Origin of the sequence: Nocardioides dubius (assembly GCF_039528155.1) — a bacterium.
Lineage (GTDB): Bacteria > Actinomycetota > Actinomycetes > Propionibacteriales > Nocardioidaceae > Nocardioides > Nocardioides dubius.
On the sequence record NZ_BAAALG010000002.1, the window covers coordinates 71,158 to 92,343 of the forward strand.

Consider the following 21,186-nt stretch of genomic DNA (forward strand, 5'->3'; position numbering starts at 1 on the left):
AACCGGCGCGCCGCATGCGAGGATGCGCAGCATGCGCGCCACCACCATCCACGGCACCCGAGACATCCGCCTCAGCGAGGTGCCGAACCCCAGCCTACGCCGTGACACCGACGCCATCGTGCGGGTCGTCGCCGGATGCATCTGCGGCTCGGACCTGTGGCCCTACCGCGGCGAGAACCCGATCACTGTCGGCAACACGATCGGCCACGAGTGCATCGGCGAGGTGGTTGAGATCGGCGCCAGCGTCCGGGACATCGCCATCGGCGACTTCGTGGTGGTCCCGTTCGACCACTGCGACAACACCTGCCCGCACTGCCGCGTCGGCATGCAGTCGGTCTGCGAGAACCTGGGCTTCACGGTCTCCGGCCAGGGCGAGTTCGTGCTCGTGAACCAGGCCGACGGCACGCTGGTGAAGGTGCCCGGCGTGCCGGACTCCGGCCTGTACCCCTCGCTGCTCGCGCTCTCCGACGTGATGCCGACCGGCTGGCATGCGGCGGCATCCGCCCGGGTGAAGCCCGGCGACACGGTGGTCGTCGTCGGCGACGGCGCGGTCGGCCTGTGCGGCGTGCTGGCCGCGGCCCAGCTGGGTGCCGAGCGGATCATCGCGCTGTCGCGTCACGAGCCCCGGCAGCGGATCGCCACCGCCTTCGGCGCCACCCACGTGGTGGCCGAGCGTGGCAAGCAGGCGGCCGACGCCGTAGCCGAGCTGACCGACGGCGTGGGCGCCGATGCGGTGCTGGAGTGCGTCGGCACCGATGAGTCGATGCGCACCGCCCTCAAGGTCGCCCGGCCGGGTGCCACCGTGGGCTATGTCGGCGTGCCGCACGGGGTGCAGCTGCCGGTGAACGCGATGTTCAGCCGCAATGTCGGCATCGCTGGTGGCATGGCACCGGTGCGTGCCTACCTCCCCGACCTGCTGCAGCGGGTCTTGAGCGGTGCCATCGACCCGGGACGGGTCTTCGACCTCTCGCTGCCACTCGAGCAGGTCGCGGAGGGCTACGCCGCGATGGACGAGCGCCGGGCGATCAAGGTGATGCTCACGCCGTGAGCGTCTGCTCCGGATAGCTCTGCACGCTTCCCGGCGGCACGCTGAGCCAGACCTGGTCGCCCGGTGTCGTCGGGCCCAGGTCGGCCGGCGCAAGGTCGGCCAGGAGCTCCCCGCAACGCACCCGGACGTAGTCCCCGTGGGGTTCGATGGCGTCGACGCGGGCCGCCAACGCGCCGTCGACCGCCCGCCGCTCGAGACGCACGGCGCTGGGCCGGAACGCCTGATGCCGGCCGCCGGTGGTGACCAGGTTCAGGCCGACCGCACGGGCCGCGGCCTGGGTCTGGGGGCGCGCGAGCAGGACGTTGGCCGGACCGGTCTCGGCGACCCGGCCCGCATCGAGCACCGCGATCTGATCGGCCAGCACGACGGCGTCGATCAGGTCGTGCGTGACGACAAGGGTGGTGACGTCGGCCAGCACCTGGTGCAGCAGCGTGCGCAGCGCGGGCGTTGCGTCGACGTCGAGAGCGGCGAACGGCTCGTCGAGCAGAAGCACCTCCGGCTCAGCAGCGAGCGCACGGGCCAGGGCGACGCGCTGCGCCTGGCCGCCGGAGAGCGTGCCGGGACGGCGCGCCGCGAGCTGGGTGGCGCCTACCCGGTCCAGCCAGGTGAGGGCCTGCGCTCGGGCCGCGCGACGAGTCCGGCGCGCGCTGCGCGGGCCGAACGCGACGTTGTCGGCCACGTCGAGATGCGGGAAGAGACAGGGATCCTGGGCCAGCAGTGCGATCCGGCGCCGGTGCGGCGGCACCCAGACGGCGCCACGGCTGCCCGCCGCGCTGAGGGTCGTCGAGCCGAGGCGGAGCGTCCCGTCGCTGGGCCGGAGCGTGCCGGCCACGAGGCCGAGCAGGGTCGACTTGCCGGAGCCGTTGGGGCCGAGCACGGCGAGCGTCTCGCCCGGCGCGACCGCCAGCCGCGCCGCCAGCCCACGGCTGCTGAGGGCGACGTCGATCTCCAGGCTCATCGCAGCACCCGCGTCCGGCGGTGGGTGAGGGTCATCACCGCAGCGGCGACCACGACCAGCACCAGGGAGAGCGCGATCGCCGCATCCGGGTCGACCTCGCGCTGCAGGTAGATCTCCAGGGGGAGGGTGCGGGTCACGCCCTCCAGGCTGCCCGCGAAGGTGATCGTGGCACCGAACTCGCCCAGCGCCCGGGCGAAGGCCAGCACGGTGCCCGACAGCAGGCTCGGCAGCGCCAGCGGCAGGGTGACCCGCCACAGCACCCGGGAGGGTGAGGCGCCCAGCGAGGCGGCGACGCTCTCGTAGCGCTGCCCGGCGATCCGCAACGCGCCCTCGAGGCTGATCACCAGGAAGGGCAGGGCGACGAAGGTCTGGGCGAGGACCACTGCTGCGGTGCTGAAGGCGATGTCCATGCCGAGCACCTCCAGGGAGTCGCCGAGCAGGCCGCGGCGACCGAAGGTGTGCAGCAGCGCGAGCCCGCCGACGACGGGAGGCAGCACCAGAGGCAGCAGGACGACCGCCCGCACCAGGCCGCTGCCCGGAAACGGACGCCGGGCCAGGATCAGTGCCATCGGGATGCCGAGCACCAGGCAGAGCAGGGTGCTGATCGCCGCGGTGCGCAGGCTGAGCAGCAGCGCAGCCTGTGACGAGTCGGAGCTGATCAGGGTCCAGAACTGCGCCCACTCGACCTTCCCGACCAGGGCGGCGAGGGGAAGCGCCACGACGGCTGCCCCGAGCGCCGCAGGGAGCCAGATCCAGCGGGGGAGGGCGGTGCCGGGCTCCGCTGTCACGGCGCGGCGAAGCCCGCCTCGCGCAGGATCGCCTGGCCGTCGGCGCCCGCGACGAAGGCGACGAACTCGCCGGCCAGCTCGGCGTCGGCGGAGTCGTCGAGCCGGGCGATCGGGTAGTGGTTGACGGCGTCGGCGGACTCCGGGAAGTCGAGGCCCTCGACCGCGTCACCGGCTGCCATCACATCGGTGAGATAGACGAGGCCAGCGTCGGCCTGGCCGCTGGTCACCTTGCTCAGCACCTCGGTCACGTTGAGCTCCTCGCTGACCGGCGACAGAGTGATCCCTGCCGCCTGCGCGACCCGCGTCGAGGCCGCACCGCAGGGCACCTGGGGCGCGCAGACGACCAGGTCGAGCCCCGCCAGGTCGGCGAGCCCGGTGACCTGGTCCGGGTTGCCGGCCGGGACGACGATCCGCAGGGTGTTGCTGGCGAAGAGCGTGGCCGGTGCCCCGAGCAGGTCGGCGACCTTGGCCATCGTCGGCTCGTCGGCAGTGGCCAGCACGTCGGCGTCGGCACCCTCGGAGATCTGCAGGGTCAGCTCGGAGGAGCCGGCGAAGTTGAGCCGCACGTCGACGTCATCGTGCTGGTCCTCGAAGGCGTCGGCGATCTCCTCGAAGGAGCCGCGCAGGGAGGCGGCGGCGAAGACCTGCAGGGTGGTGTTGCCGTCGTCGTCCGAGCCGCAGCCGGCGAGCAGGGCCGCGATCAGGACCAGCGGGAGGACTCGCAGGAGGCTCACTGCTCGACCTCCACGATCACGTTGGTGGACTTGATCGTGGCCACCGCGACCGAGCCCGGCTCCAGGCCGAGGTCGTCGACGGACTCCGAGCTCATCAGCGAGACGATCCGGTGTGGGCCGCACTGGATCTCGACCTGGGCCATCACGGTGTCCCGGGTGATCTGGGTGACCAGGCCGACCATCCGGTTGCGTGCCGAGCTCCGGTGTCCCTCGGCCGGGGCGACCGGCGCGTAGTGCGCACGTGCGGCGAGGGCGACCTCGTGGCCGTCCACGCAGAGCCGGCCGGAGTCGTCGTGGTGGGCGGTGAGCGTTCCCCTGTCGATCCAGCGACGGAGGGTGTCGGCGCTGACGCCGAGGTGGGCGGCTGCTTCAGAGATTCGCAATTGCGGCACGAAATGGATTCTAGACGCGCAAATGCAACTTTCCTAGTCAGGCGGATGCCTACCCGATAGTGGGGATCCTTGCTGCCGGGGCACGTCGTCGTGCTTCGCAAAACCTCCGGGGCCGCGCAGAATGACCCTGCGGGGTGTCGGGGGACCCACCGCATGACGGGGGGAGTGGCACGCGATGGATGAGGCGACGCCAGCGACCCCGCGTCCGGTGCCCCGCGGGGCTCTGATCGGAGTAGGCGCCCTGGGCGCGCTGCTGGTGGCGTGCGCATGCGCAGGCGGAGCGGAGCTGGGCTTCTACTGGGACGGCCTGCGGCTCGCCGTCCTCGATCCGGACCGGGCGGCTGCCCTCGGGTACACCGGGGACGGCGGCCGCTGCGGCGGCCGCCCGCATGGGATCACCACCGAGCAGAGCAGCTTGCTGTTCTTCGTCGGCTTCGCCGGGACCGCGGTGCTGCTCGCCATCTACCTGTCCGTGGCGCAACGGTGCCGTGTGGTCGCGCCGGCCTGGTTGGGCACCGCACTGGTCGCCGGACCGGCGGCGCTGGGCTTCGGGTGGCACGCGACCGCCTGGAACCAGCCGGCGGAGCACGACGACTGGAACCTGGCCGAGTGGGGGCTCTACCACGCCGCCGTGTGGCTGAGCGTGTTGTTGCTGGGCACCTTCGTGGTCGCCCTGCTCGGGTGGCTGCGTGCCCGTCGACGTGACCTGCCGCACGATCACCGCGACGGGAGCGCTAGTTTGCGGTCATGACTTCTCCGGTTGTGGTGATCCTTGGTGCGGGCCCCGGGCTCGGTCTCTCCGTTGCGCGTCGTTGGTGCCGCGAGGGCTACCGGGCGGTCCTGCTCGGGGAGACGCTCGAGTGGATGCAGCCGCTCGCCGAGACGCTGCAGGCCGAGGGGTTCACCGCCGAGGGCGCTGCGGTCGACCTGCTCGACCCGGAGTCGGTGCGTACCGTCGTCGCCGGCATCGGCGAGCGGCTGGGCCGGATCGACCTGCTGCACTTCAACCCCAGTGCCTGGCGCGCCCATGACGTGCTCACCCTCACCGTGCCGGAGCTGTTGGAGGACGTCGCCTTCGGCGTCGGTGCCCTGCTGCCGGCCGTGCAGGCGGCCGTCCCCTTCTTCGCCGACGGCGCCCGCGTGCTGGTGACCGGCAGCGCGGCGGCCGACACTCCTGCCACCATGGCTCCCTCGCTCGGCGTGCAGAAGGCCGCCGTGCGCAACCTGGTGACCAGCATCGACGGCACGCTGGCCGAGCGCGGCGTGCGCGCGGTCGCGGTCCAGATCAACGGCGTGCTCGCCAAGGAGGGCCCGTTCTCGCCGCCGCCGATCGCCGACTTCATGTGGCACGCGGTGCACCCCACGGGTGAGTGGCAGGCTCAGGTCGGCTATCACGGCGAGCCCGCCAACTGAGCATGAGCACCGCGACGCCTGCCCGTGGTGGGTGGACGCCGTGGCGCACGATCTGGGCCTTCGGCTTCGTCTCCCTGTTCGCCGACATGGTCTACGAGGGGATGCGGTCCATCTCGGGGCCCTATCTCGGGGCGCTGGGCGCCTCGGCGCTTGTCGTGGGCCTGGTCACCGGTGCCGGCGAGGCGATGGCCCTGGTGCTGCGTCTGGTCAGCGGCCGGCTGGCCGACCGGACCGGCGCGCACTGGCGGCTGACCATCCTCGGCTACGCGATGACCGCGGTCTGCGTCCCGCTGCTCGCGGTGGCCCCGTTCGTGGGCGGGGCGGGCCTCGCGGTGGCGAGTGTGCTGATCCTGGCCGAGCGCACCGGGAAGGCCGTGCGCTCGCCGTCCAAGTCGGCGTTGCTGGCCTCGATGACCAAGCCGGTCGGGCGTGGCCGTGGCTTCGGCGTGCACAAGGCGCTCGACCAGGTCGGGGCCTTCAGCGGCCCGCTGGTCATCGCCGGCGTCGTGGCACTCACCGGACGGATGTGGCTGGCGCTGGCGTTGCTGGCGATCCCGGGCGCGCTCTCCCTGGTGCTGCTCGCACGGCTGCGACGCCGGATGCCGGTGGAGGAGCGCCAGATCGTCGAGCCGGCTCCGCAGGGTGGAGCAGCCTCGGTGGCGCCTGGACGGGAACCACTGCCGCGGACCTTCCACCAGTTCTCGCTCGCCTGCGCGCTCTCCACTCTCGGGCTGATGACGTTCGGCGTCATCTCCTACGCGTTCGTCGAGGAGGGACTCTTCTCCGCCGCGGCCACGCCGCTGGTCTACGCGGGCGCGATGGCGGTCGCGGCCGTCGCCGCACTGCTCACCGGGCAGGCCTACGACCGGATCGGCGCCCGGGTCCTCTACGTGGTGCCGGTCGCGGTTGCGCTGGTGCCGTTCCTGGTCTTCACCGACCAGCTCGCGGTGCTGCTGGTCGGGATGGTCGCCTGGGCGGTGGCCACCGGTGTCCAGGACTCCACCGTCAAGGCGCTGGTCGCGGACCTGGTCCCGAAGCAGCAGCTCGGCACCGCGTACGGCGTCTTCGCCGCCGCGATGGGCGTCGCGGCACTCGCCGGCGGTGCGTTGGCCGGCGGGCTGCACCAGGAGCACCGCGAGCTGCTGATCGCGGTGATCGGCGTCTGCCAGGTGGCTGCCTTCGTCCTCCTGGTGCGCACGATCCGCGCGGCACGGCAGGCCACCCACCACTAGGGTTGGCGCATGCCCTCCGCCGACGCTCCGCACCCCGCCGACAGCCACGATCTGATCCGGGTCGACGGTGCCCGGGAGAACAACCTCAAGAACGTGAGCGTGGTGCTGCCGAAGCGGCGGCTCACGGTCTTCACGGGGGTCTCCGGCTCCGGCAAGAGCTCGCTGGTCTTCGGCACCATCGCCGCCGAGTCGCAGCGGATGATCAACGAGACGTACTCGACCTTCGTACAGGGGTTCATGCCGACGCTGGCACGCCCGGACGTGGACCTGCTGGACGGCTTGACCACAGCGATCATCGTCGACCAGGAGCGCCTCGGCGCCAACATCCGCTCCACGGTCGGCACGGTGACCGATGCGAACGCCTTGCTGCGGATCCTCTTCAGCAGGCTCGGCGACCCGCACATCGGCTCGCCGCAGGCCTACTCGTTCAACGTCGCCTCGGTCTCCGGGGCCGGTGCGGTGACCGTGCAGAAGGGCACCGAGACCACCCGTGAGAAGAAGACGTTCTCCATCGTCGGCGGCATGTGCGCACGGTGTGAGGGCACCGGCAAGGTCAGCGAGTTCGAGCTCTCCGCGCTGTTCGACGAGGAGAAGTCCCTCAACGAGGGCGCGCTCACCATCCCCGGCTACAGCATGGATGGCTGGTACGGCCGGATCTTCCGCGGGTGTGGCTGGTTCGATCCCGACAAGCCGTTGAAGAAGTACACCAAGAAGGAGATGTCCGACCTCCTCCACAAGCCGGCCACCAAGATCAAGGTCGAGGGGATCAACCTCACCTACCTCGGCCTGATCCCACAGATCCAGAAGTCGTTCCTGTCGAAGGATCGGGAGGCGATGCAGCCGCACATCCGGGCCTTCGTGGACCGCGCGATCCGCTTCGACACCTGCCCCGACTGCGCCGGCACCCGGCTCAGCGAGGGCGCCCGCTCCTCGAAGATCGCCGGGATCAGCATCGCCGACGCCTGCGCGATGCAGATCAGCGACCTGGCGGCCTGGGTGCGGGGGCTCGACGAGCCGACGGTGGCTCCGTTGCTGGTCACCCTGCGCGAGACGCTGGAGTCGTTCGTCAGCATCGGCCTGGGCTACCTCAGCCTGGACCGCGCCTCCGGCTCGCTGTCCGGCGGTGAGGCACAGCGGGTGAAGATGATCCGGCACCTGGGCTCCTCGCTCACCGACGTCACCTACGTCTTCGACGAGCCGACCGTGGGCCTGCACCCGCACGACATCCAACGGATGAACGAGCTGCTGCTGCAGCTGCGCGACAAGGGCAACACGGTGCTCGTGGTGGAGCACAAGCCGGAGACCATCGCGATCGCCGACCACGTCGTCGATCTCGGGCCGGGCGCGGGCGCGGCCGGTGGAGCGATCTGCTTCGAGGGCACCGTCGAACAGCTGCGTGGCTCGCAGACGGTGACCGGGCGGCACCTCGACGACAAGGCCGGGCTGAAGGAGAAGGTGCGGATCGCCACTGGCGCGATGGAGATCCGCGGCGCCACCACCCACAACCTGCGTGACGTCGACGTCGACGTGCCCAGCGGCGTGCTGGTCGTGGTGACCGGCGTCGCCGGCTCCGGGAAGAGCTCCCTGATCCACGGCTCGCTGGCGAGGCGGGACGACGTCGTCGTGGTCGACCAGAGTGCGATCAAGGGCTCCCGGCGCAGCAACCCCGCCACCTATACCGGGCTGCTGGAGCCGATTCGGAAGGCGTTCGCCAAGGCCAACGGGGTCAAGCCGGCTCTCTTCAGCGCCAACTCCGAGGGCGCCTGCGCCACCTGCAAGGGCGCCGGGGTGATCTACACCGACCTGGCGCTGATGGCCGGCGTCGCGGTGGTCTGCGAGGAGTGCGAGGGCAAGCGGTTCACCGCCTCGGTCCTCGAGTACCACCTGGGCGGCAAGGACATCAGCCAAGTGCTCGCGATGCCGGTCGCCGAGGCCGAGCGGTTCTTCGCCGAGGGCGAGGCCAAGATCCCTGCCGCCCACAAGATCCTGCTCCGCCTCGTCGACGTGGGCCTGGGCTACGTCAGCCTCGGCCAGCCGCTGACGACGCTCTCCGGCGGCGAGCGGCAGCGCCTGAAGCTCGCCACCCAGATGGGCGAGAAGGGCGAGGTCTACGTGCTCGACGAGCCGACCACCGGTCTCCACCTCGCGGACGTGGAGAACCTGCTCGGCCTGCTCGACCGGCTCGTCGACGCCGGCAAGTCCGTCGTGGTGATCGAGCACCACCAGGCCGTGATGGCCCATGCCGACTGGATCATCGACCTCGGCCCGGGTGCCGGCCACGACGGCGGCACCGTCGTCTTCGAGGGCACCCCGGCCGACCTGGTCGCGGCCCGCTCCACCCTCACCGGGCAGCACCTCGCCGACTACGTCGGCTAGCCGGCACGGACACTAGATGCCGGCGTTGAGGCGCTGCTCCTCGCGATCCAGCAGCGCCTCGGCACGGGCATAGGCCGCGCTGGAGTAGGCACCGATCGAGCGCTCCTGCATCAGCATGTCGCGCATCGTGTCGAGGTAGAGGTGCTGGATCAGCAGTGAGCGCTCCCGCAGGCCGGGCTTGGTCTGCCGCAGGCTCTGGATGTGGCCCAGCAGGATCGGCAGGAAGCGCTGCTTGAGCGACTCGACCAGCTCCGGCTCGAGCGGGGTGCCGTCGACCTCCAGCTGCTCCATCGGACCGAGCTGCTCCGTGGTGGCGGCGGCCAGCTGCTTCATCAGCCCGAAGAACTCGTCGCGCTCGTCCTCGGGTGAGACCGACTCCAGGGCGAGCGCATGGATCAGGAACGGCAGGGTCAGACCGAAGACCACCAGAGTGGCGACCGCCACCAGCACGGCGACCACGACGAGCGTGGCGCGGTTCTCGGCGTCCAGCGGCAGGGTCTGCACGGCGGCGAGCGTGACCACGCCACGCATCCCGGCCCAGGCCAGCACCAGGCCGGCGCGCCCGGTCAGGGGCTCGCGCATCGCGAAGTCGACGTCGGCGCTGTGCCGGGCGATCCGGTGCCGGGCGATCGAGAGGCGGTCCAGCTCCTGGGTGGTGGCGGGGGAGAGGTCCTCCAACCGCTCCTCGACCGCGGCGATCCTGCTCCGCATCCGCTTGGCCCGGTGCGGTCGGCGTCGCCGGTCCATGAGCAGGGGACCGGCCACCCCGATGAAGCGCAGCACGCCGAGCAGGCCGAAGACGACCAGCACCATGGTGGCGATCCTGGCGTCGGAGCTCTCGCCCCGGGCCTGCTCGATCAGGCTCGGCAGCTCGTAGCCCATCAGCAGGAAGACCGCCTGCTCCAGCAGGAAGTTGATCGTCGCCCAGTTGGTGCGCTCGACCTGGCGGTCGCGGGCCGAGAACCGCTTGCCGGACTGGTGCCCGGTGATCACCCCGGCCACCACCACGGCGAGTACTCCGGAGGCGTGCACCTCCTCGGCAGGGATGAACGCCAGGAACGGGACCGCGAACGAGATCGACGTGTTGAGCACGGGATCGGCGAGGCGCTGGCGCACCAGCACGTTGACCCACCCGACCACCAGGCCCACCAGCACCGCGCCGGCCACGGCCCAGGCGAAGCTGGCGGTCGCCTCGCCCATGCTGAAGGTGCCGGCACTGGCTGCCACCAACGCGGTGCGCAGCACCACCAGAGCCGAGGCGTCGTTGACCAGGCTCTCGCCCTCGAGCACGGTCATCACCCGCGGTGGCAGCCCGAGCCGCTTGCCGATCGCGGTGGCGGCGACCGCGTCGGTCGGGCTGACCACGGCGCCGAGCGCGATCGCCAACGGAAGCGGCACGCCGAAGAGCAGGTGCACCACATAGCCGACGCCGAGCGCACCGACCACGACGATCACCATGGCCAGCCAGGTGATCAGGCCCAGGTTGCGCCGCAGGTCGAGGACCGGGAGCCGGACCGCCGAGGCGTAGAGCAGCGGCGGGAGCACGCCGGAGAGGATCAGCTCGGGCTCGATTTGGATGTCCGGCATGCCCGGCAGGAAGCTGGCGGCACAGCCGAACCCGATCAGCAGCAGTGGCGCGGCGACCCCGGTACGCCGGGAGAACGCCGCCGCCACGATCGCGATCAGGAGACCACCACCGGCGATGTAGAGGTACTCGTGAAGCACGGGTGCGAGTCTACGGACGGGCCGTGGGACGGTGCTCCAGGATCACCAGCTCGTCGGTCGCTCGGGTCATCGCCACATAGGTGTCCACTGCTGCGGTCAGCCCCGTGCCCCAGCCCGACGGCTGGTGCAGCACCACCAGGTCGAACTCCAGGCCCTTGCACTGCTCGGGGATCAGCGACGCCACCCGCGGCCGGGTCGTGAACGACGGGTCGCCGATCACACAGGCCACGCCGTCCGCGTTGGCCTCGAGCCAGGTCCGGAGCACCTTGTCACGCTCGGCGGGCTGGGCCCAGCGCACCGGGTGCGCGCCGCGGCGGATCGAGGTCGGCACGTTGGCGTCGGGGAGCTCCGCCCGGATGACCGGTGCCGCAACGTCCATGATCTCGGCAGGGGTGCGGTAGTTGATGGCGAGCGCGCGCTCGTGGATCTGCCGCAGGCCGACCCGCTCCAGCCGTTGCCGCCAGGACTCGGTGAACCCGTGGCGGGCCTGGGCGCGGTCGCCGACGATGGTGAGGGAGCGTGACGGGCAACGGCTGATCAGCATCTGCCACTCCGCGTCGGTGAGCTCCTGGGCCTCGTCCACGATGACGTGCGCGAAGGGTCCGTCCAGCCGTCCGCCCTCGGCCGGCTGAGTCCCCGGATCGTCGTCCAGCGCGGCCCGCAGATCGGCGCCCCGCAGCATGATGATCGAGTCCTCCGGGTCGTCGTCAGCCTCCAGCAGGTGGGTGACCACGGCGTCCATCTCCGCGGTGCGAGCGGCCAGCTCCCGGCGTCGCCGCCGCTCGGCCGCGCTGCGCTCAGGGTCGCCGAGGCGGCGACGGGCGGCGTCGAGGAGCGGCCGGTCCTCGGCGGTCCAGGCATGCGGTGCCGACCGGCGCAGCAGGCGGATCTCCTCCTCGCTCAGGTGCGGCGCGCAGTGCCGTAGGTAGGCAGGAACCTCCCACAGGTCGCCGACCAGGTCGGTCGGCTCGATCATCGGCCAGGCCCGGCTGAAGGCCTCCCGCAGCTCGGGGTCGTGCATCAACGCGCTCCGGGCGGTGGCCGGGTCGAGATCGGCGTCCTCGGGAAGCTGTGCCAGGAGGTCGTCGATCAGGGCCTGCCAAACGTCGTCGCGTGCCTCGTTGTGCCCGAGCGCCGGGTCCGCTCCACCGAAGGCGCGGGCCCAGTCGGCGCGGGTGACCACCACGTCGAACTCGGCGGTGGACACCTCGAGACGCTGCGTGGGCGGCTCCTCGTAGATCGAGACCGCGCGCTCGATCGCGGACACCATCTCCGCACGCGACTTGAGCGCCGCCACCGCCGGGTCCGGCTCTGCAGGCAGGTCGCCGAGGCCGGCCAGGTCGGCGAGGGTGCAGGTCTGCACGCTCTCCTCGCCGAGCCGGGGGAGGACGTCGGCGACATAGTCGAGGTACGGCCGGTGGGGCCCGACCACCAGGACGCCACCACGCCCGGCGCCCAGGTGCGGGTCGGCATGCAGCAGGTACGCGGCCCGGTGCAGGGCGACGACGGTCTTGCCGGTCCCCGGGCCGCCGTCGACCACCAGTGCTCCCCGCGAGCCGGCCCGGATGATCGCGTTCTGGTCGGCCTGGAGCGTGGCGAGCACGTCGCGCATCTGCGGTGAGCGGCTGGCACCGAGACTGGCGAGCAGGGCGGACTCCTCGTCCAGTGCCAGCCCGGTGGTGTCGGTGCCCGGGGTCAGCACCTCGTCCCAGTAGTCGACGATGCGGCCCTGGGACCACCGGTAGCGGCGGCGGCTCGCGATGCCCTGCGGCTCCGCGGTGGTGGCGGCGAAGAAAGGCTCCGCGGCTGCGGTGCGCCAATCGACCAGAAGCCGCTCGCCGTCGGTGTCGGCGAGGCCGATGCGACCGACGTAGACCGGCGCGCCGCCGTCGGCCGGCACGATCCGGCCCAGGCAGAGGTCGAGGCTGAACCTGCTGAGGGCGCCCAGCCGTGCGCTGAGCCGGCGCACCTCGGCGTCCCGCTCCAGTGCCGCCTGGCCGCGGCTGGTGCCGGCCCGGCGTGCCGCGTCGAGCTGGCTGGCGAGCTCGGCGCGGGTGCGCTCAAGTGCTGCGCCGATCGCGGCGAAGCGTCGCTCGTCGTTCTGGGTGCGGGCGGGGTCGCTCTTGTGGGTCAGCGAGGCGGGGAGGCGGAATACGGTGGTCGTCCCAAGCGGCACGGGGGCTCCAATCACAGTGCGGAGCCGGGATTCTGACCCGGCAAGGGGGCCTTGCCGCAAGGCCCCCTGTCGGCTATACCTTGGAGAGGGAGAGGAGCCCGTCATGGCACACGGCGACATCACGCACATCGACCTCCCGGTCTCGGACTTCGACCGCGCCAAGTCGTTCTACGGCGCAGTCTTCGGTTGGAGCATCGCCGCGCCACCGGGGTTCGAGGAGTACCCGATGTGGCAGGCCCCCAACGAGATCAGCGGCGGCGGGCTGGCCCCGCGCAGCGTCGACTTCACCCAGCCGCGCTCCTACGTCGAGGTCGACTCGATCGACGCCGCGCTGGAGACCGCCGTCGCTCAGGGCGGGAAGGTGGCGATGGAGAAGAGCCCGATCTCGGAGACCAGTTGGTGGGCAGCCTTCGAGGACCCGGACGGCAACGTCATCGGTCTCTACGAGGGAACTACCGAGACCGGCTGACGCGTCGGCATTCTGCTCCTAGACTCGAGGCGCTTCGGGGGAGGGAGCGTTCGAGTTGCGGCTCGACGCGACCACGACAGGGGTCATCAATGCCTGCGGTCAACACCTGGATGCACGACTATCTGCGCTCTGCGCGCGCTGGGATCATCGGTGGAGTGGCGATCACCGCCGTCTACTGCTTCATCGCGGTGCTGAGCACGCCGCGGCCGAGCAACGGGGATCTCGCGGCATTCGCTGCTGTGGTCGTCGGGATCGCAGCCGGCTGCGCGTTGCTTGCCGCAGCGGCCGTGTTGTGGGCCCGCGCCGGGATTCGGCTCCTCGCGGCGCTGCTGGCCGGGCTGCTCGGTGGGCCGGCCGTTGCCTTCCTGGCGCAACTCGTCCTCGACGGGGTGCCGCAGGGGGAGGGCGACACCGACCGGTTGATGGTGGCGAGCATCGCCTCCGGGCTTCTCGGCGCCTTGGTCGGCGCCATGTGCTGGGTGGGCGCGCGCCGCTGAACCCCTGGCTGGTGTCGGCAGGTTGCGCTAGACAGGTGCCATGGCCCGAACAGTGCAGATCACCATCGATGCCCACGACCCCGCCCGGCTCTCCCGCTTCTGGGCGGCCGCCCTCGACTACGTGATTCCCGGCCCGCCCGGGGTGGAGCTGGCTGAGGGCGCCGATCCCCTGGAGGCGTGGGACGGCTTCCTCGCCCAGATCGGCGTGCCGCCCGAGCAGCGCAACACCCGCTCCGCGGTCGAAGACCCTGCGGGCGTGGGCCCGCGCGTCTTCTTCCAGCAGGTGCCGGAGTCGAAGAGCACGAAGAATCGCGTGCACCTCGATGTCCGGGCAGCGCCGGGCCTGGCAGGGGAGGAGCGGATGGCGGCGCTGGTGTCCGAGGCTGAGCGGCTCACTGCGCTCGGTGCCACGGTGCTCGCCCGCCACGAGCCGCAACCGCCGATGGACGCCGGCCACCTGGTGCTGGCCGATCCGGAGGGCAACGAGTTCTGTCTGGACTGAGCAAGGAACGGGGGGAGTCATCGATGGTGTCGATCAGTAGGCGCGCACTGCTGACCGGTGGCGCCGCGGTCGCTGTGACCGGAGCCGTCGGCGTCGGTGGCTGGGTGGCCGCACCAGGCAGCGTGAAGTACCGGATCAAGGAGGAGCTGGGGCTGAACCCCGATCCGTACGTCCCGGACGTGCCGAGCGGTCTCATCCAGGTCGAGAGGGTGGCGTCGGAGGCCATGGGCGAGGTCCGATTGTTCACCGCGGTGCCCGATGGCTTCGGCGACGGCGCCGGCCTTCCCGTGCTCGTCGTCCTCCACGGCGCAAGTGCGAGCGTCGACGACTTCGCCGGCTTCGGCTTCGGACAGTTCGCCACGGCGATCGCGCAGGAGGGCCTGCCTATGGTGCTCGCCGGCACCGACGACGGCCCGAACGGCTGGCTGCCGGACGGCGTCGTCGATCCGTTCCGGATGCTCACCGACGAGTTGCCGGGCTGGCTTGCAGAACGGGGCTTCGCTGCCGAGCGTCGCGGCCTGTGGGGCTGGTCCCGTGGCGGCTACGGCGCTTTGGCGTTCGCCGAGACGCACCCGGACTGGATGCGAGCTCTGGCGTTGTTCAGCCCGGCGCTGCACGAGGGCGACGACCTGGTCCGCGGCCTCGATCCGCTCGCTGACGTGCCGGTCGGCATCTGGTGCGGTGACGACGACGCCTTCCTCGACGGCGCCAAGGACGTCGCTGCCCATCTGCCGCGGCCCGCTGAGGTGGAGTCGTACGGCGATGGCGGACACACCCGGCAGTATTGGAACGGCCAGACCATGCCGATGCTCCGCTGGGCCGGCGCCAACCTCGCCTCGTGAGCGTCAGCGGCCGAACAGCGCCTGCGCGTTGTGTCGCTCGACCCCCGCACGCTCCTCGGCGGAGAACCCTGCCCGCGCCAGGCCGTCGTCGTTGGCTGCGATGACGGCGTCCGGTGCGGCTCCGCTGTCGGTTCCGTAGAGCAGCCGGTCGGCTCCGACCAGCCGGGAAGCCGCGTGCAGCACCTCGGGCGAACCGGAGAGCGCCGTGTCCAGATAAAGCCGGGAGAGCGCGTCCTGGACCTCCTCGCGGCTCGGCCCGCCGGCCGAGGGGACGGCCAGATCGGCCAGGCTGGACACCCGCCAGGCCAAGGCCGGGAGCGCGCCTCCACAGTGCGCCACGATCATCCGGAGCCCGGGGTGGCGTCGGAAGACCCCCGCATAGACCGCGTCCACCACGGTGCGGAAGGTGTCGAGGGGGTACTCGACGAGGAACGGGGCACGGCCCAGCGCCAGCGGCGCAGCGGCCGGGTTCAGTGCCGGGTGCACGAAGACGGGCACGCCACGCCGCGCGGCCTCCGCCAGGAGCGGGTCGAACCAGGGATCTCCCAGGTAGCGACCGGCGACGTTGCTGCACAGGCCGAGTCCGTCCAGTCCCAGGTCGTCGAGCGCGCGCCGCAGCTCGGCCAGTGCGGCGTCGACGTCGTCGCCGGGCACGGTGGCGAACGCACCGAACCGGTCGGGTGCCTCGCTGATGATCTGGGCGAACCTGTCGTTGACGGCTCGCGCGACGCGGCCGACCGGGAGCACCGGCATCGAGAGGAGCTGGCGCTCGATCTGGAAGCTGTCCAGGTGTCGGAGTGCGGCGGGGGTGTCCCACGCCTCCCACGGCTCTACGCTTCCCACACCGCGTCGCAGATCGATTGGGAAGTGGGCGTGCACGTCGATCCGGTGCCCGGTCATGCCGCGTCGTCCTCAGGCCGCGGCCAGGCGCTGGCCGCGCCGCCACACGCCGCGGATGTTCAGGGTGTCGCTGATCGTGGTGGTGGGGTCGCCGTCGACCAGGAGCAGGTCGGCGCGCGCACCCTCGGCGATCCGGCCCCGGTCGGTGAGCCCGAACCGGCGTGCCGTCGTCGACGTCGCTGCGCGCAGGGCCTCGACCGGGCTGAGGCCGGCCCGGACCAGGTACTGGAGTTCGTGGTGCACGCTGGCGCCGTGGGCGAGTCCGCCCATGAAGGGCAGCGCCATCGAGACGTCCGTGCCGACGAGCAGGTCGATGCCGGCGTCGTGCATCGCCTTCACGCTGCCGAGCACATCGTCGATGCGCCCCTGCGGGTAGTGGTTGAAGCTGGAGCGCAGGGTGGCGTCCCAGTCGGCGTCGAGCTTCGCTGCGACCCGGGGATCGTCGGCGAGCTCTCCTCCGGTGATCCCCATCATCGAGGCGTCCAGGACGACGCAGGGCACGAAGAAGACGCCGGCCTCCTTGGCCAGTACCACGATCTCGTCGTTGTGCGGGCCGTCCATGAACAGGTGGACCAGCCCGTCGATGCCGGCCTCGATCGCCATCCGGGTGGCGTCCAGGGTGAGGGCGTGGGCAACGGTCAGGATGCCGTGCCTCTTCGCCTCGGCGACGCCGGCGTTGAGGGTGGCCTGGTCGAGCATCGGCACCGGATGCCCTTCGACGGTGCCGTCGTCCACCATGAACTTGATGTAGTCCGATCCACGCTCGATGAGCTGGGGGATGAAGGCCGCGGCCTGCGCAGGCGTGGTGGAAAAGGGCATCAACGGCGGCGGGCCGGTCGGGCGGGCTCCGGGCGGCGGCCCGGGCCGGAAGTCGTCGGGGAACAGCTCGCTGGGGTGCCCGCCAGGGGGAGTGATGCCGAAGCCGGCCGAGCGCACGTCGGCGACGGTGTCGTCGTCGCTGATCGCCCCCCGGTTCTCTTGGGTGTTGGTGCCCTGCATCTCCAACTCCGTCGTGACGCCGAACTGGAGTGCGAGGGCGAGGGACTCGCGGTTGGTGTGGACGTGCGCGTCGATCAGGCCCGGCAGCAGGGTCGCTCCGGTCCCGTCGATGGTGTCCGTGTCGTCCACCGGATCGGTGCTGACGCGCACGATCCGGCCCTCCGCAATGGTGACGTTCCTGATGCCGATCAGGTCGCTCCCGTCGAAGACCTGGGCGCCGACGATGGTGGTCATGTGGTTCCTCCGTGTCGAGTGCGGGTCTCCATTGCGGAGATCCATCGCTTGCACTATATACATGCCTAGTGCTATGTATATGCGTGAGGCGCGCCACACGTACGATGGTGAGGTGATCAAGCCTTCACTTACCCCGGACGAGGCTGATGATGCTCTTCTCGAAGACGTGGGCATCGCGCTGTCAGGCCTTCGACGCCGGACCGTCAGCCGCCGTAGCGATCTGACCCGCAACCTGATCCTCAACATCGTTGCCGAGGATTCGGGGCGGATCACCGTCGGGGGAGTCGCGGCCCAGATGGGCGTCAGTCAGCCGGTCGCGAGCCGCAGCGTCGCCGGATGCATCGCCGACGGCCTGCTGCGACGGACGGCGTCGCAGGAGGACGGCCGCCGCAGCATCCTGGAGCTCACCGACGCCGGCGAGGCCGAGCGCCGCCGGTTCGCACTCCAGCAACGTGACGTGTTCCGCCAGATCACCGCCGCCTGGCAGCCCGACGAGCGCACGGCGTTCGCCCGTTACCTGATCCGCTACAGCGCCGACGCCCGCACGTGGTCGGAGAACCAGCAATCGGGCGACGCGCACTAGGGCGGTTCTGTGAGAGCGATTCTGAGCGAAGTGCCGGTTTCCGGTCGACACCTGCGCTCCGGTCGCTCGTCTCCAGATATCGCCGATAACTGACATTATGTCAAGTTGCGCGGACTGGGTGCCGGCGAGGGAGGCGCATCACCCTCCCCTCACGTGTGCTTGCGGAAGTTGTAGTCATCCCACCAGTTCGTGACGACGGCTCCAAGGCACGCGGCAGAGATCGCCACGAGCAGGCCGATCTGAAGTGCGTCGAGAACTTCCCGCATGCATCCATCATGCGCTTCGGCCACCTGGGGCGGCTAGGTGTGATCGAATCTGACCGTGCTGGACGTTGATGACCGAACTCTCTCTGCGCCTCCGGCGCCCGTTCCCCCGACCGTGATGGCGGCTGCGGTGACGACCTGAATCGTCGCGACGGGAACGGCTGCTCTTGCCGGCTTGCTGACCATCGGCTTCGTCGTGCTCGGGGCGCCGCTGTGGGAAGTCTTCGGCTCCGGAGCCGACAACCCCCGGTGGTGGATCCTGGGTGCGGGCGCGATCGTCGTCGTCCTGGGTGCACTCGCGGACGTCGCAGCTCTGTTGATGGTCCGGGGCCACGCATGGGCCCGGTGGGCGCTCGGTGCTCTGTCGCTGATCGCCGCGGCGTTGAGCCTGTTCGCTGCCTACTACCTGTTCCCGCTGGTCATCACGGTGGCGAGCCTTGCCGTCCTCGTGCTGATCCTCATGCCGTCGTCGGGCGCACGGTCTCGTATCTAGTTAACATAACGCCGTCCGGGAAGGCGCGGGTCTCCACGAGGCTCAGCTCCACCCAGCTGTCCAGCGCCGTGAAGAACGGCGTGCCGCCGCCGACCAGGACCGGGTGCGTCACCAGCACGTACTCGTCGATCAGGCCGGCCCGCATCGCCGTCGCCGCCAGGGTGGCGCCGACGATGTCGATCGGTCCGCCCTCCTCCCCCTTGATCCGGGCGATCTCGGTGACGGCGTCGGTGGCGACCAGGCGGGCGTTCCAGTCCACCGCGGTGAGCGTCGAGGAGAAGACAACCTTCGGCATCGCCCGCCACCGCTGGGCGTAGGCGATGTGAGCGGGCGTCGCACCGGGCTGTTGGTCGGCGGTCGGCCAGTGGGAGCTCATTCCCTCCCACACCTTGCGCCCGTAGAGGGCGAGCTCGGTCTCCCCCACGCGATCCGACCAGTACTGGAAGAGCTCGTCGCCCGGGATGCTCCAGCCGAGGTCGTCGCCTGGCGCGGCGATGTAGCCGTCCAGGCTCACGTTCATTCCGTACGTCAGCTTGCGCATGCGGGGTGCCTCCTGTGCGTGGTCATCGGGCGTACAGACCGGCGGCGGCCCGCCGATTCATCGACATCCCTCAGTCGAGGCAGAACTCGTTGCCCTCGACGTCCAGCATCACGATGCAGGACTCGTTCTCCTCGTCGGCGTAGAGGATCTGCTGTTGTTGGGCGCCCAGCGGGATCAGCCGGTCGCGCTCCGCCTCGAGCGCTGCGAGCCGCTCGGCGCCGACCAGCCCTGTGCCGGCCCGCACGTCCAGATGCACGCGGTTCTTGACCACCTTGCCCTCCGGCACCCGCTGGAAGTACAGACGTGGACCCTTGCCCGTCGGGTCGGTGCAGGCGCTCCAGGTGCCGTCGTCCGGCGGCGCCTGCTCATACCCGAGCACCTCGGCCCAGAACCGCGCCACGACCTCCGGCTCCGCACAGTCGAAGGTGACCTGGACCTCACGCAACGTCGACATGTGCTCACCCTAGGCGCAGTCGGGCGATGGCCGCAGGTGTCCAAGAGGGCCACTGCGGATCACCCACCACCTGGCCGTACTGGAGGCGCGCGACGCGTCGAAACGGCTCATCCAGGCTGGAGTTGTCATAGACGACTCCCCGATCAGTCGCCCGCAATGCCTGCGCGACTAAGGGAAAGACCCTCCGGTAGCGTGCCCGAATCTTCTGCTCAGGCACCTGATGACCGCCGGCGTCCACGCGGTCGGAGACGCGTGCCACGGCCAGGTCCTCGGGGATCATCACGACGTGCAGCGTGACGGCATAGCCAAGATCCTGGGCCTGCCTGACGAGGGCGACCTTGCTGGCGTGGCTGAACACCGTTTCGGTCACGAAGGAGGCGCGGCGGCGCAGCAGGAAGTCGCGTCGCTCGGCAGCGAGCTGGGAGACCTCGAGCGCTCCCCTGGCCTGGGCGTCGCGGTCACCGGGCCAGAGGTGCTCCGCGATCAGGTCGGCGTTGACGAACGGCAGGTGGGTGAGAGGAAGGAGGACCTGTTGCGCGAGCGTGGTCTTGCCGGAGCCGTTCGAGCCTGCGAGCAGGTGCAGGACGGGCGTCGTCACTCCGAGGCGTTCGGAACGCGGCGTACGGTGCCGTCGGGATCAGCGACGGCGTGCGACATACGACCCTGCTCGGCGAAGATCGCGCGGAGATCGAGGTTGTCGATGCGCGTGTCCATCTCCTCGCTCCATGCAGTGCGCACGGCGGCTTGGTCGCGCTCCCCCAGCTCGTCGTAGCCGATCTGCCCGGCGAGCGCGCGCTCCACATCGCGGGTCGAGATCGCACCGGATGCCTCGAGCTCCTGCCCGAGCCGGGCCCAGTGGGCGAGCTGCTGTGCTGCGCTGCGGTGGCTGCGGCCGCCGGCCACCTTCGCAGCCTCGAAGAGACTGGCATCGAAGCGTGTGGGCATCGTGGGTGACGACATCGCGACCTCCTGATCATCTGCTGAGATCAGTGTAGCAACCTGCTACGCCGTCAGGAAGGACTCTGCTCGGCCGCCCAGTCGCTGCGCAGGATCGAGTACAGGTAGCCGTCACGGTACGCGCCGTCGCGCCACTGCGCACCGCGGATCGTGCCGTCCTGGGCGAAGCCCGCGCGCTCCAGTGCCCGCTGCTCGGCGACGTTGCCGACATCGGTGTGCGCCTCCACCCGATTGACGGTGGTGTGCCGGAAGAACAGGTCCACCAAGGTGCGTTGAGCCTGGGTGCCGAGGCCGCGCCCCCGCGCTGCCGGGCTCAGCCAGATCCCGATCATCGGATTGCGGGACTGCTCGTTGGGCCCCCACCGCTGCCACACCCAGCTCACGTTGCCAACCAGCTGACCGCCCGGCGCCAGCACGCCGAACCCGCCGTTCTGGTTGAGATCGCCGGGCGGCACCGTCGTTCGCGCGGCTCGTGGCCCGAAGTGGTCGTAGCCCGCATCGTCGCCGGTCAGCACCGGCAGGTCCTCAGCGGTCAGCTCGCGCAGCAGTCCGGTCATGGCTCCAACCTACGTGGAGGGGTTGTGTCGGAGGCTCGTCCTAGCGTCGCGAT

24 protein-coding genes are annotated in these 21,186 nt (G+C 70.8%); 11 read left to right on the forward strand and 13 right to left on the reverse strand.

All coding sequences use genetic code 11. The annotated features are described in order from the left end of the window. Window positions 1–31 precede the first annotated feature (31 nt). Window positions 32–1,048 (forward strand): zinc-dependent alcohol dehydrogenase family protein, encoded by a 1,017-nt coding sequence (locus ABD151_RS02190; RefSeq protein WP_343990873.1) that lies wholly within the window; start codon window positions 32–34, stop codon window positions 1,046–1,048. Here the strand turns inward: ABD151_RS02190 and ABD151_RS02195 are convergent. The 4 genes from ABD151_RS02195 to ABD151_RS02210 are packed head-to-tail and all read right to left on the reverse strand — an operon-like array spanning window position 1,038 to window position 3,920. Next, window positions 1,038–2,006, reverse strand: a complete 969-nt coding sequence (locus tag ABD151_RS02195; RefSeq protein WP_343990875.1) for a sulfate/molybdate ABC transporter ATP-binding protein — start codon at window positions 2,004–2,006, stop codon at window positions 1,038–1,040. The genes ABD151_RS02190 and ABD151_RS02195 overlap by 11 nt on opposite strands. After that, window positions 2,003–2,794 (reverse strand): ABC transporter permease, encoded by a 792-nt coding sequence (locus ABD151_RS02200; protein WP_343990877.1) that lies wholly within the window; start codon window positions 2,792–2,794, stop codon window positions 2,003–2,005. The genes ABD151_RS02195 and ABD151_RS02200 overlap by 4 nt, the downstream gene beginning before the upstream one ends. Further along, window positions 2,791–3,528 carry a molybdate ABC transporter substrate-binding protein gene (gene modA, locus ABD151_RS02205; protein ID WP_343990879.1) on the reverse strand — a complete coding sequence of 246 codons (738 nt, stop codon included), beginning with the start codon at window positions 3,526–3,528 and terminating at the stop codon, window positions 2,791–2,793. Before modA ends, ABD151_RS02200 begins: the two co-directional genes overlap by 4 nt. Further along, complete coding sequence (locus ABD151_RS02210; RefSeq protein WP_343990881.1) at window positions 3,525–3,920, reverse strand: TOBE domain-containing protein; 396 nt, start codon at window positions 3,918–3,920, stop codon at window positions 3,525–3,527. Before ABD151_RS02210 ends, modA begins: the two co-directional genes overlap by 4 nt. Before the next feature lie 208 nt (window positions 3,921–4,128). On the opposite strand from ABD151_RS02210, the gene ABD151_RS02215 reads away from it, so the two are divergent. From ABD151_RS02215 to ABD151_RS02230, 4 genes are read left to right on the forward strand one after another with little or no spacing between them, the layout of a single operon-like run. Continuing rightward, complete coding sequence (locus ABD151_RS02215) at window positions 4,129–4,671, forward strand: hypothetical protein (RefSeq protein ID WP_343990883.1); 543 nt, start codon at window positions 4,129–4,131, stop codon at window positions 4,669–4,671. Continuing rightward, window positions 4,668–5,333, forward strand: a complete 666-nt coding sequence (locus ABD151_RS02220; RefSeq protein WP_343990885.1) for an SDR family NAD(P)-dependent oxidoreductase — start codon at window positions 4,668–4,670, stop codon at window positions 5,331–5,333. Before ABD151_RS02215 ends, ABD151_RS02220 begins: the two co-directional genes overlap by 4 nt. A gap of 2 nt (window positions 5,334–5,335) precedes the next feature. Then, window positions 5,336–6,565 carry an MFS transporter gene (locus tag ABD151_RS02225; RefSeq protein ID WP_343990887.1) on the forward strand — a complete coding sequence of 410 codons (1,230 nt, stop codon included), beginning with the start codon at window positions 5,336–5,338 and terminating at the stop codon, window positions 6,563–6,565. A 9-nt stretch (window positions 6,566–6,574) separates the two neighbouring features. Next, complete coding sequence (locus ABD151_RS02230) at window positions 6,575–8,941, forward strand: ATP-binding cassette domain-containing protein (protein WP_343990889.1); 2,367 nt, start codon at window positions 6,575–6,577, stop codon at window positions 8,939–8,941. A 12-nt stretch (window positions 8,942–8,953) separates the two neighbouring features. Here ABD151_RS02230 and ABD151_RS02235 read toward each other — a convergent pair whose 3' ends face one another. Further along, a complete protein-coding gene (locus ABD151_RS02235) occupies window positions 8,954–10,666 on the reverse strand; it encodes a cation:proton antiporter (protein ID WP_343990891.1) in 1,713 nt (570 codons plus the stop codon). 10 nt (window positions 10,667–10,676) lie between these two features. Then, a complete protein-coding gene (helR, locus tag ABD151_RS02240) occupies window positions 10,677–12,842 on the reverse strand; it encodes an RNA polymerase recycling motor ATPase HelR (protein WP_343990893.1) in 2,166 nt (721 codons plus the stop codon). Between the two features lie 103 nt (window positions 12,843–12,945). Here helR and ABD151_RS02245 point away from each other — a divergent pair, with 103 nt between their 5' ends. The 4 genes from ABD151_RS02245 (at window position 12,946) to ABD151_RS02260 (ending at window position 15,152) form a co-directional block, all read left to right on the forward strand. Further along, window positions 12,946–13,311 carry a VOC family protein gene (locus ABD151_RS02245; RefSeq protein ID WP_343990895.1) on the forward strand — a complete coding sequence of 122 codons (366 nt, stop codon included), beginning with the start codon at window positions 12,946–12,948 and terminating at the stop codon, window positions 13,309–13,311. A gap of 89 nt (window positions 13,312–13,400) precedes the next feature. Further along, complete coding sequence (locus ABD151_RS02250) at window positions 13,401–13,808, forward strand: hypothetical protein (RefSeq protein WP_343990897.1); 408 nt, start codon at window positions 13,401–13,403, stop codon at window positions 13,806–13,808. A 40-nt stretch (window positions 13,809–13,848) separates the two neighbouring features. Next, a complete protein-coding gene (locus tag ABD151_RS02255) occupies window positions 13,849–14,310 on the forward strand; it encodes a VOC family protein (protein ID WP_343990899.1) in 462 nt (153 codons plus the stop codon). A gap of 23 nt (window positions 14,311–14,333) precedes the next feature. Next, entirely contained in the window at window positions 14,334–15,152 is an 819-nt protein-coding gene (locus ABD151_RS02260) for an alpha/beta hydrolase (protein ID WP_343990901.1), read from the forward strand. 3 nt (window positions 15,153–15,155) lie between these two features. On the opposite strand, the gene ABD151_RS02265 is transcribed toward ABD151_RS02260, so the two are convergent. Together ABD151_RS02265 and ABD151_RS02270 are read right to left on the reverse strand one after the other, a co-directional pair. After that, on the reverse strand, window positions 15,156–16,052 hold the full coding sequence (locus tag ABD151_RS02265) for an amidohydrolase family protein (RefSeq protein WP_343990903.1): 897 nt from the start codon (window positions 16,050–16,052) through the stop codon (window positions 15,156–15,158). Window positions 16,053–16,064: 12 nt separating this feature from the next. Continuing rightward, complete coding sequence (locus ABD151_RS02270; protein ID WP_343990905.1) at window positions 16,065–17,285, reverse strand: amidohydrolase family protein; 1,221 nt, start codon at window positions 17,283–17,285, stop codon at window positions 16,065–16,067. 79 nt (window positions 17,286–17,364) lie between these two features. Here ABD151_RS02270 and ABD151_RS02275 point away from each other — a divergent pair, with 79 nt between their 5' ends. After that, complete coding sequence (locus ABD151_RS02275; protein ID WP_343990907.1) at window positions 17,365–17,868, forward strand: MarR family winged helix-turn-helix transcriptional regulator; 504 nt, start codon at window positions 17,365–17,367, stop codon at window positions 17,866–17,868. Window positions 17,869–18,306: 438 nt separating this feature from the next. Further along, a complete protein-coding gene (locus tag ABD151_RS02280; protein ID WP_343990909.1) occupies window positions 18,307–18,624 on the forward strand; it encodes a hypothetical protein in 318 nt (105 codons plus the stop codon). On the opposite strand, the gene ABD151_RS02285 is transcribed toward ABD151_RS02280, so the two are convergent. The 5 genes from ABD151_RS02285 to ABD151_RS02305 all read right to left on the reverse strand — a co-directional run bounded on the left by ABD151_RS02285 (window position 18,590) and on the right by ABD151_RS02305 (window position 21,133). Next, complete coding sequence (locus tag ABD151_RS02285; protein WP_343990911.1) at window positions 18,590–19,165, reverse strand: dihydrofolate reductase family protein; 576 nt, start codon at window positions 19,163–19,165, stop codon at window positions 18,590–18,592. The two genes, ABD151_RS02280 and ABD151_RS02285, sit on opposite strands and share 35 nt — an antisense overlap. A 70-nt stretch (window positions 19,166–19,235) precedes the next feature. Beyond that, window positions 19,236–19,619 carry a VOC family protein gene (locus tag ABD151_RS02290; protein WP_343990913.1) on the reverse strand — a complete coding sequence of 128 codons (384 nt, stop codon included), beginning with the start codon at window positions 19,617–19,619 and terminating at the stop codon, window positions 19,236–19,238. A gap of 4 nt (window positions 19,620–19,623) precedes the next feature. Next, window positions 19,624–20,217: an ATPase gene (locus tag ABD151_RS02295; RefSeq protein WP_343990915.1), complete on the reverse strand. Its 594-nt coding sequence runs from the start codon at window positions 20,215–20,217 to the stop codon at window positions 19,624–19,626. Then, on the reverse strand, window positions 20,214–20,579 hold the full coding sequence (locus ABD151_RS02300) for a TA system antitoxin ParD family protein (RefSeq protein WP_343990917.1): 366 nt from the start codon (window positions 20,577–20,579) through the stop codon (window positions 20,214–20,216). The genes ABD151_RS02295 and ABD151_RS02300 overlap by 4 nt, the downstream gene beginning before the upstream one ends. Window positions 20,580–20,629: 50 nt before the next feature. Then, the gene (locus ABD151_RS02305; protein WP_343990919.1) at window positions 20,630–21,133 is read right to left on the reverse strand and encodes a GNAT family N-acetyltransferase; all 504 of its coding nucleotides are present in this window, start codon (window positions 21,131–21,133) and stop codon (window positions 20,630–20,632) included. Between the last annotated feature and the right edge of the window lie 53 nt (window positions 21,134–21,186).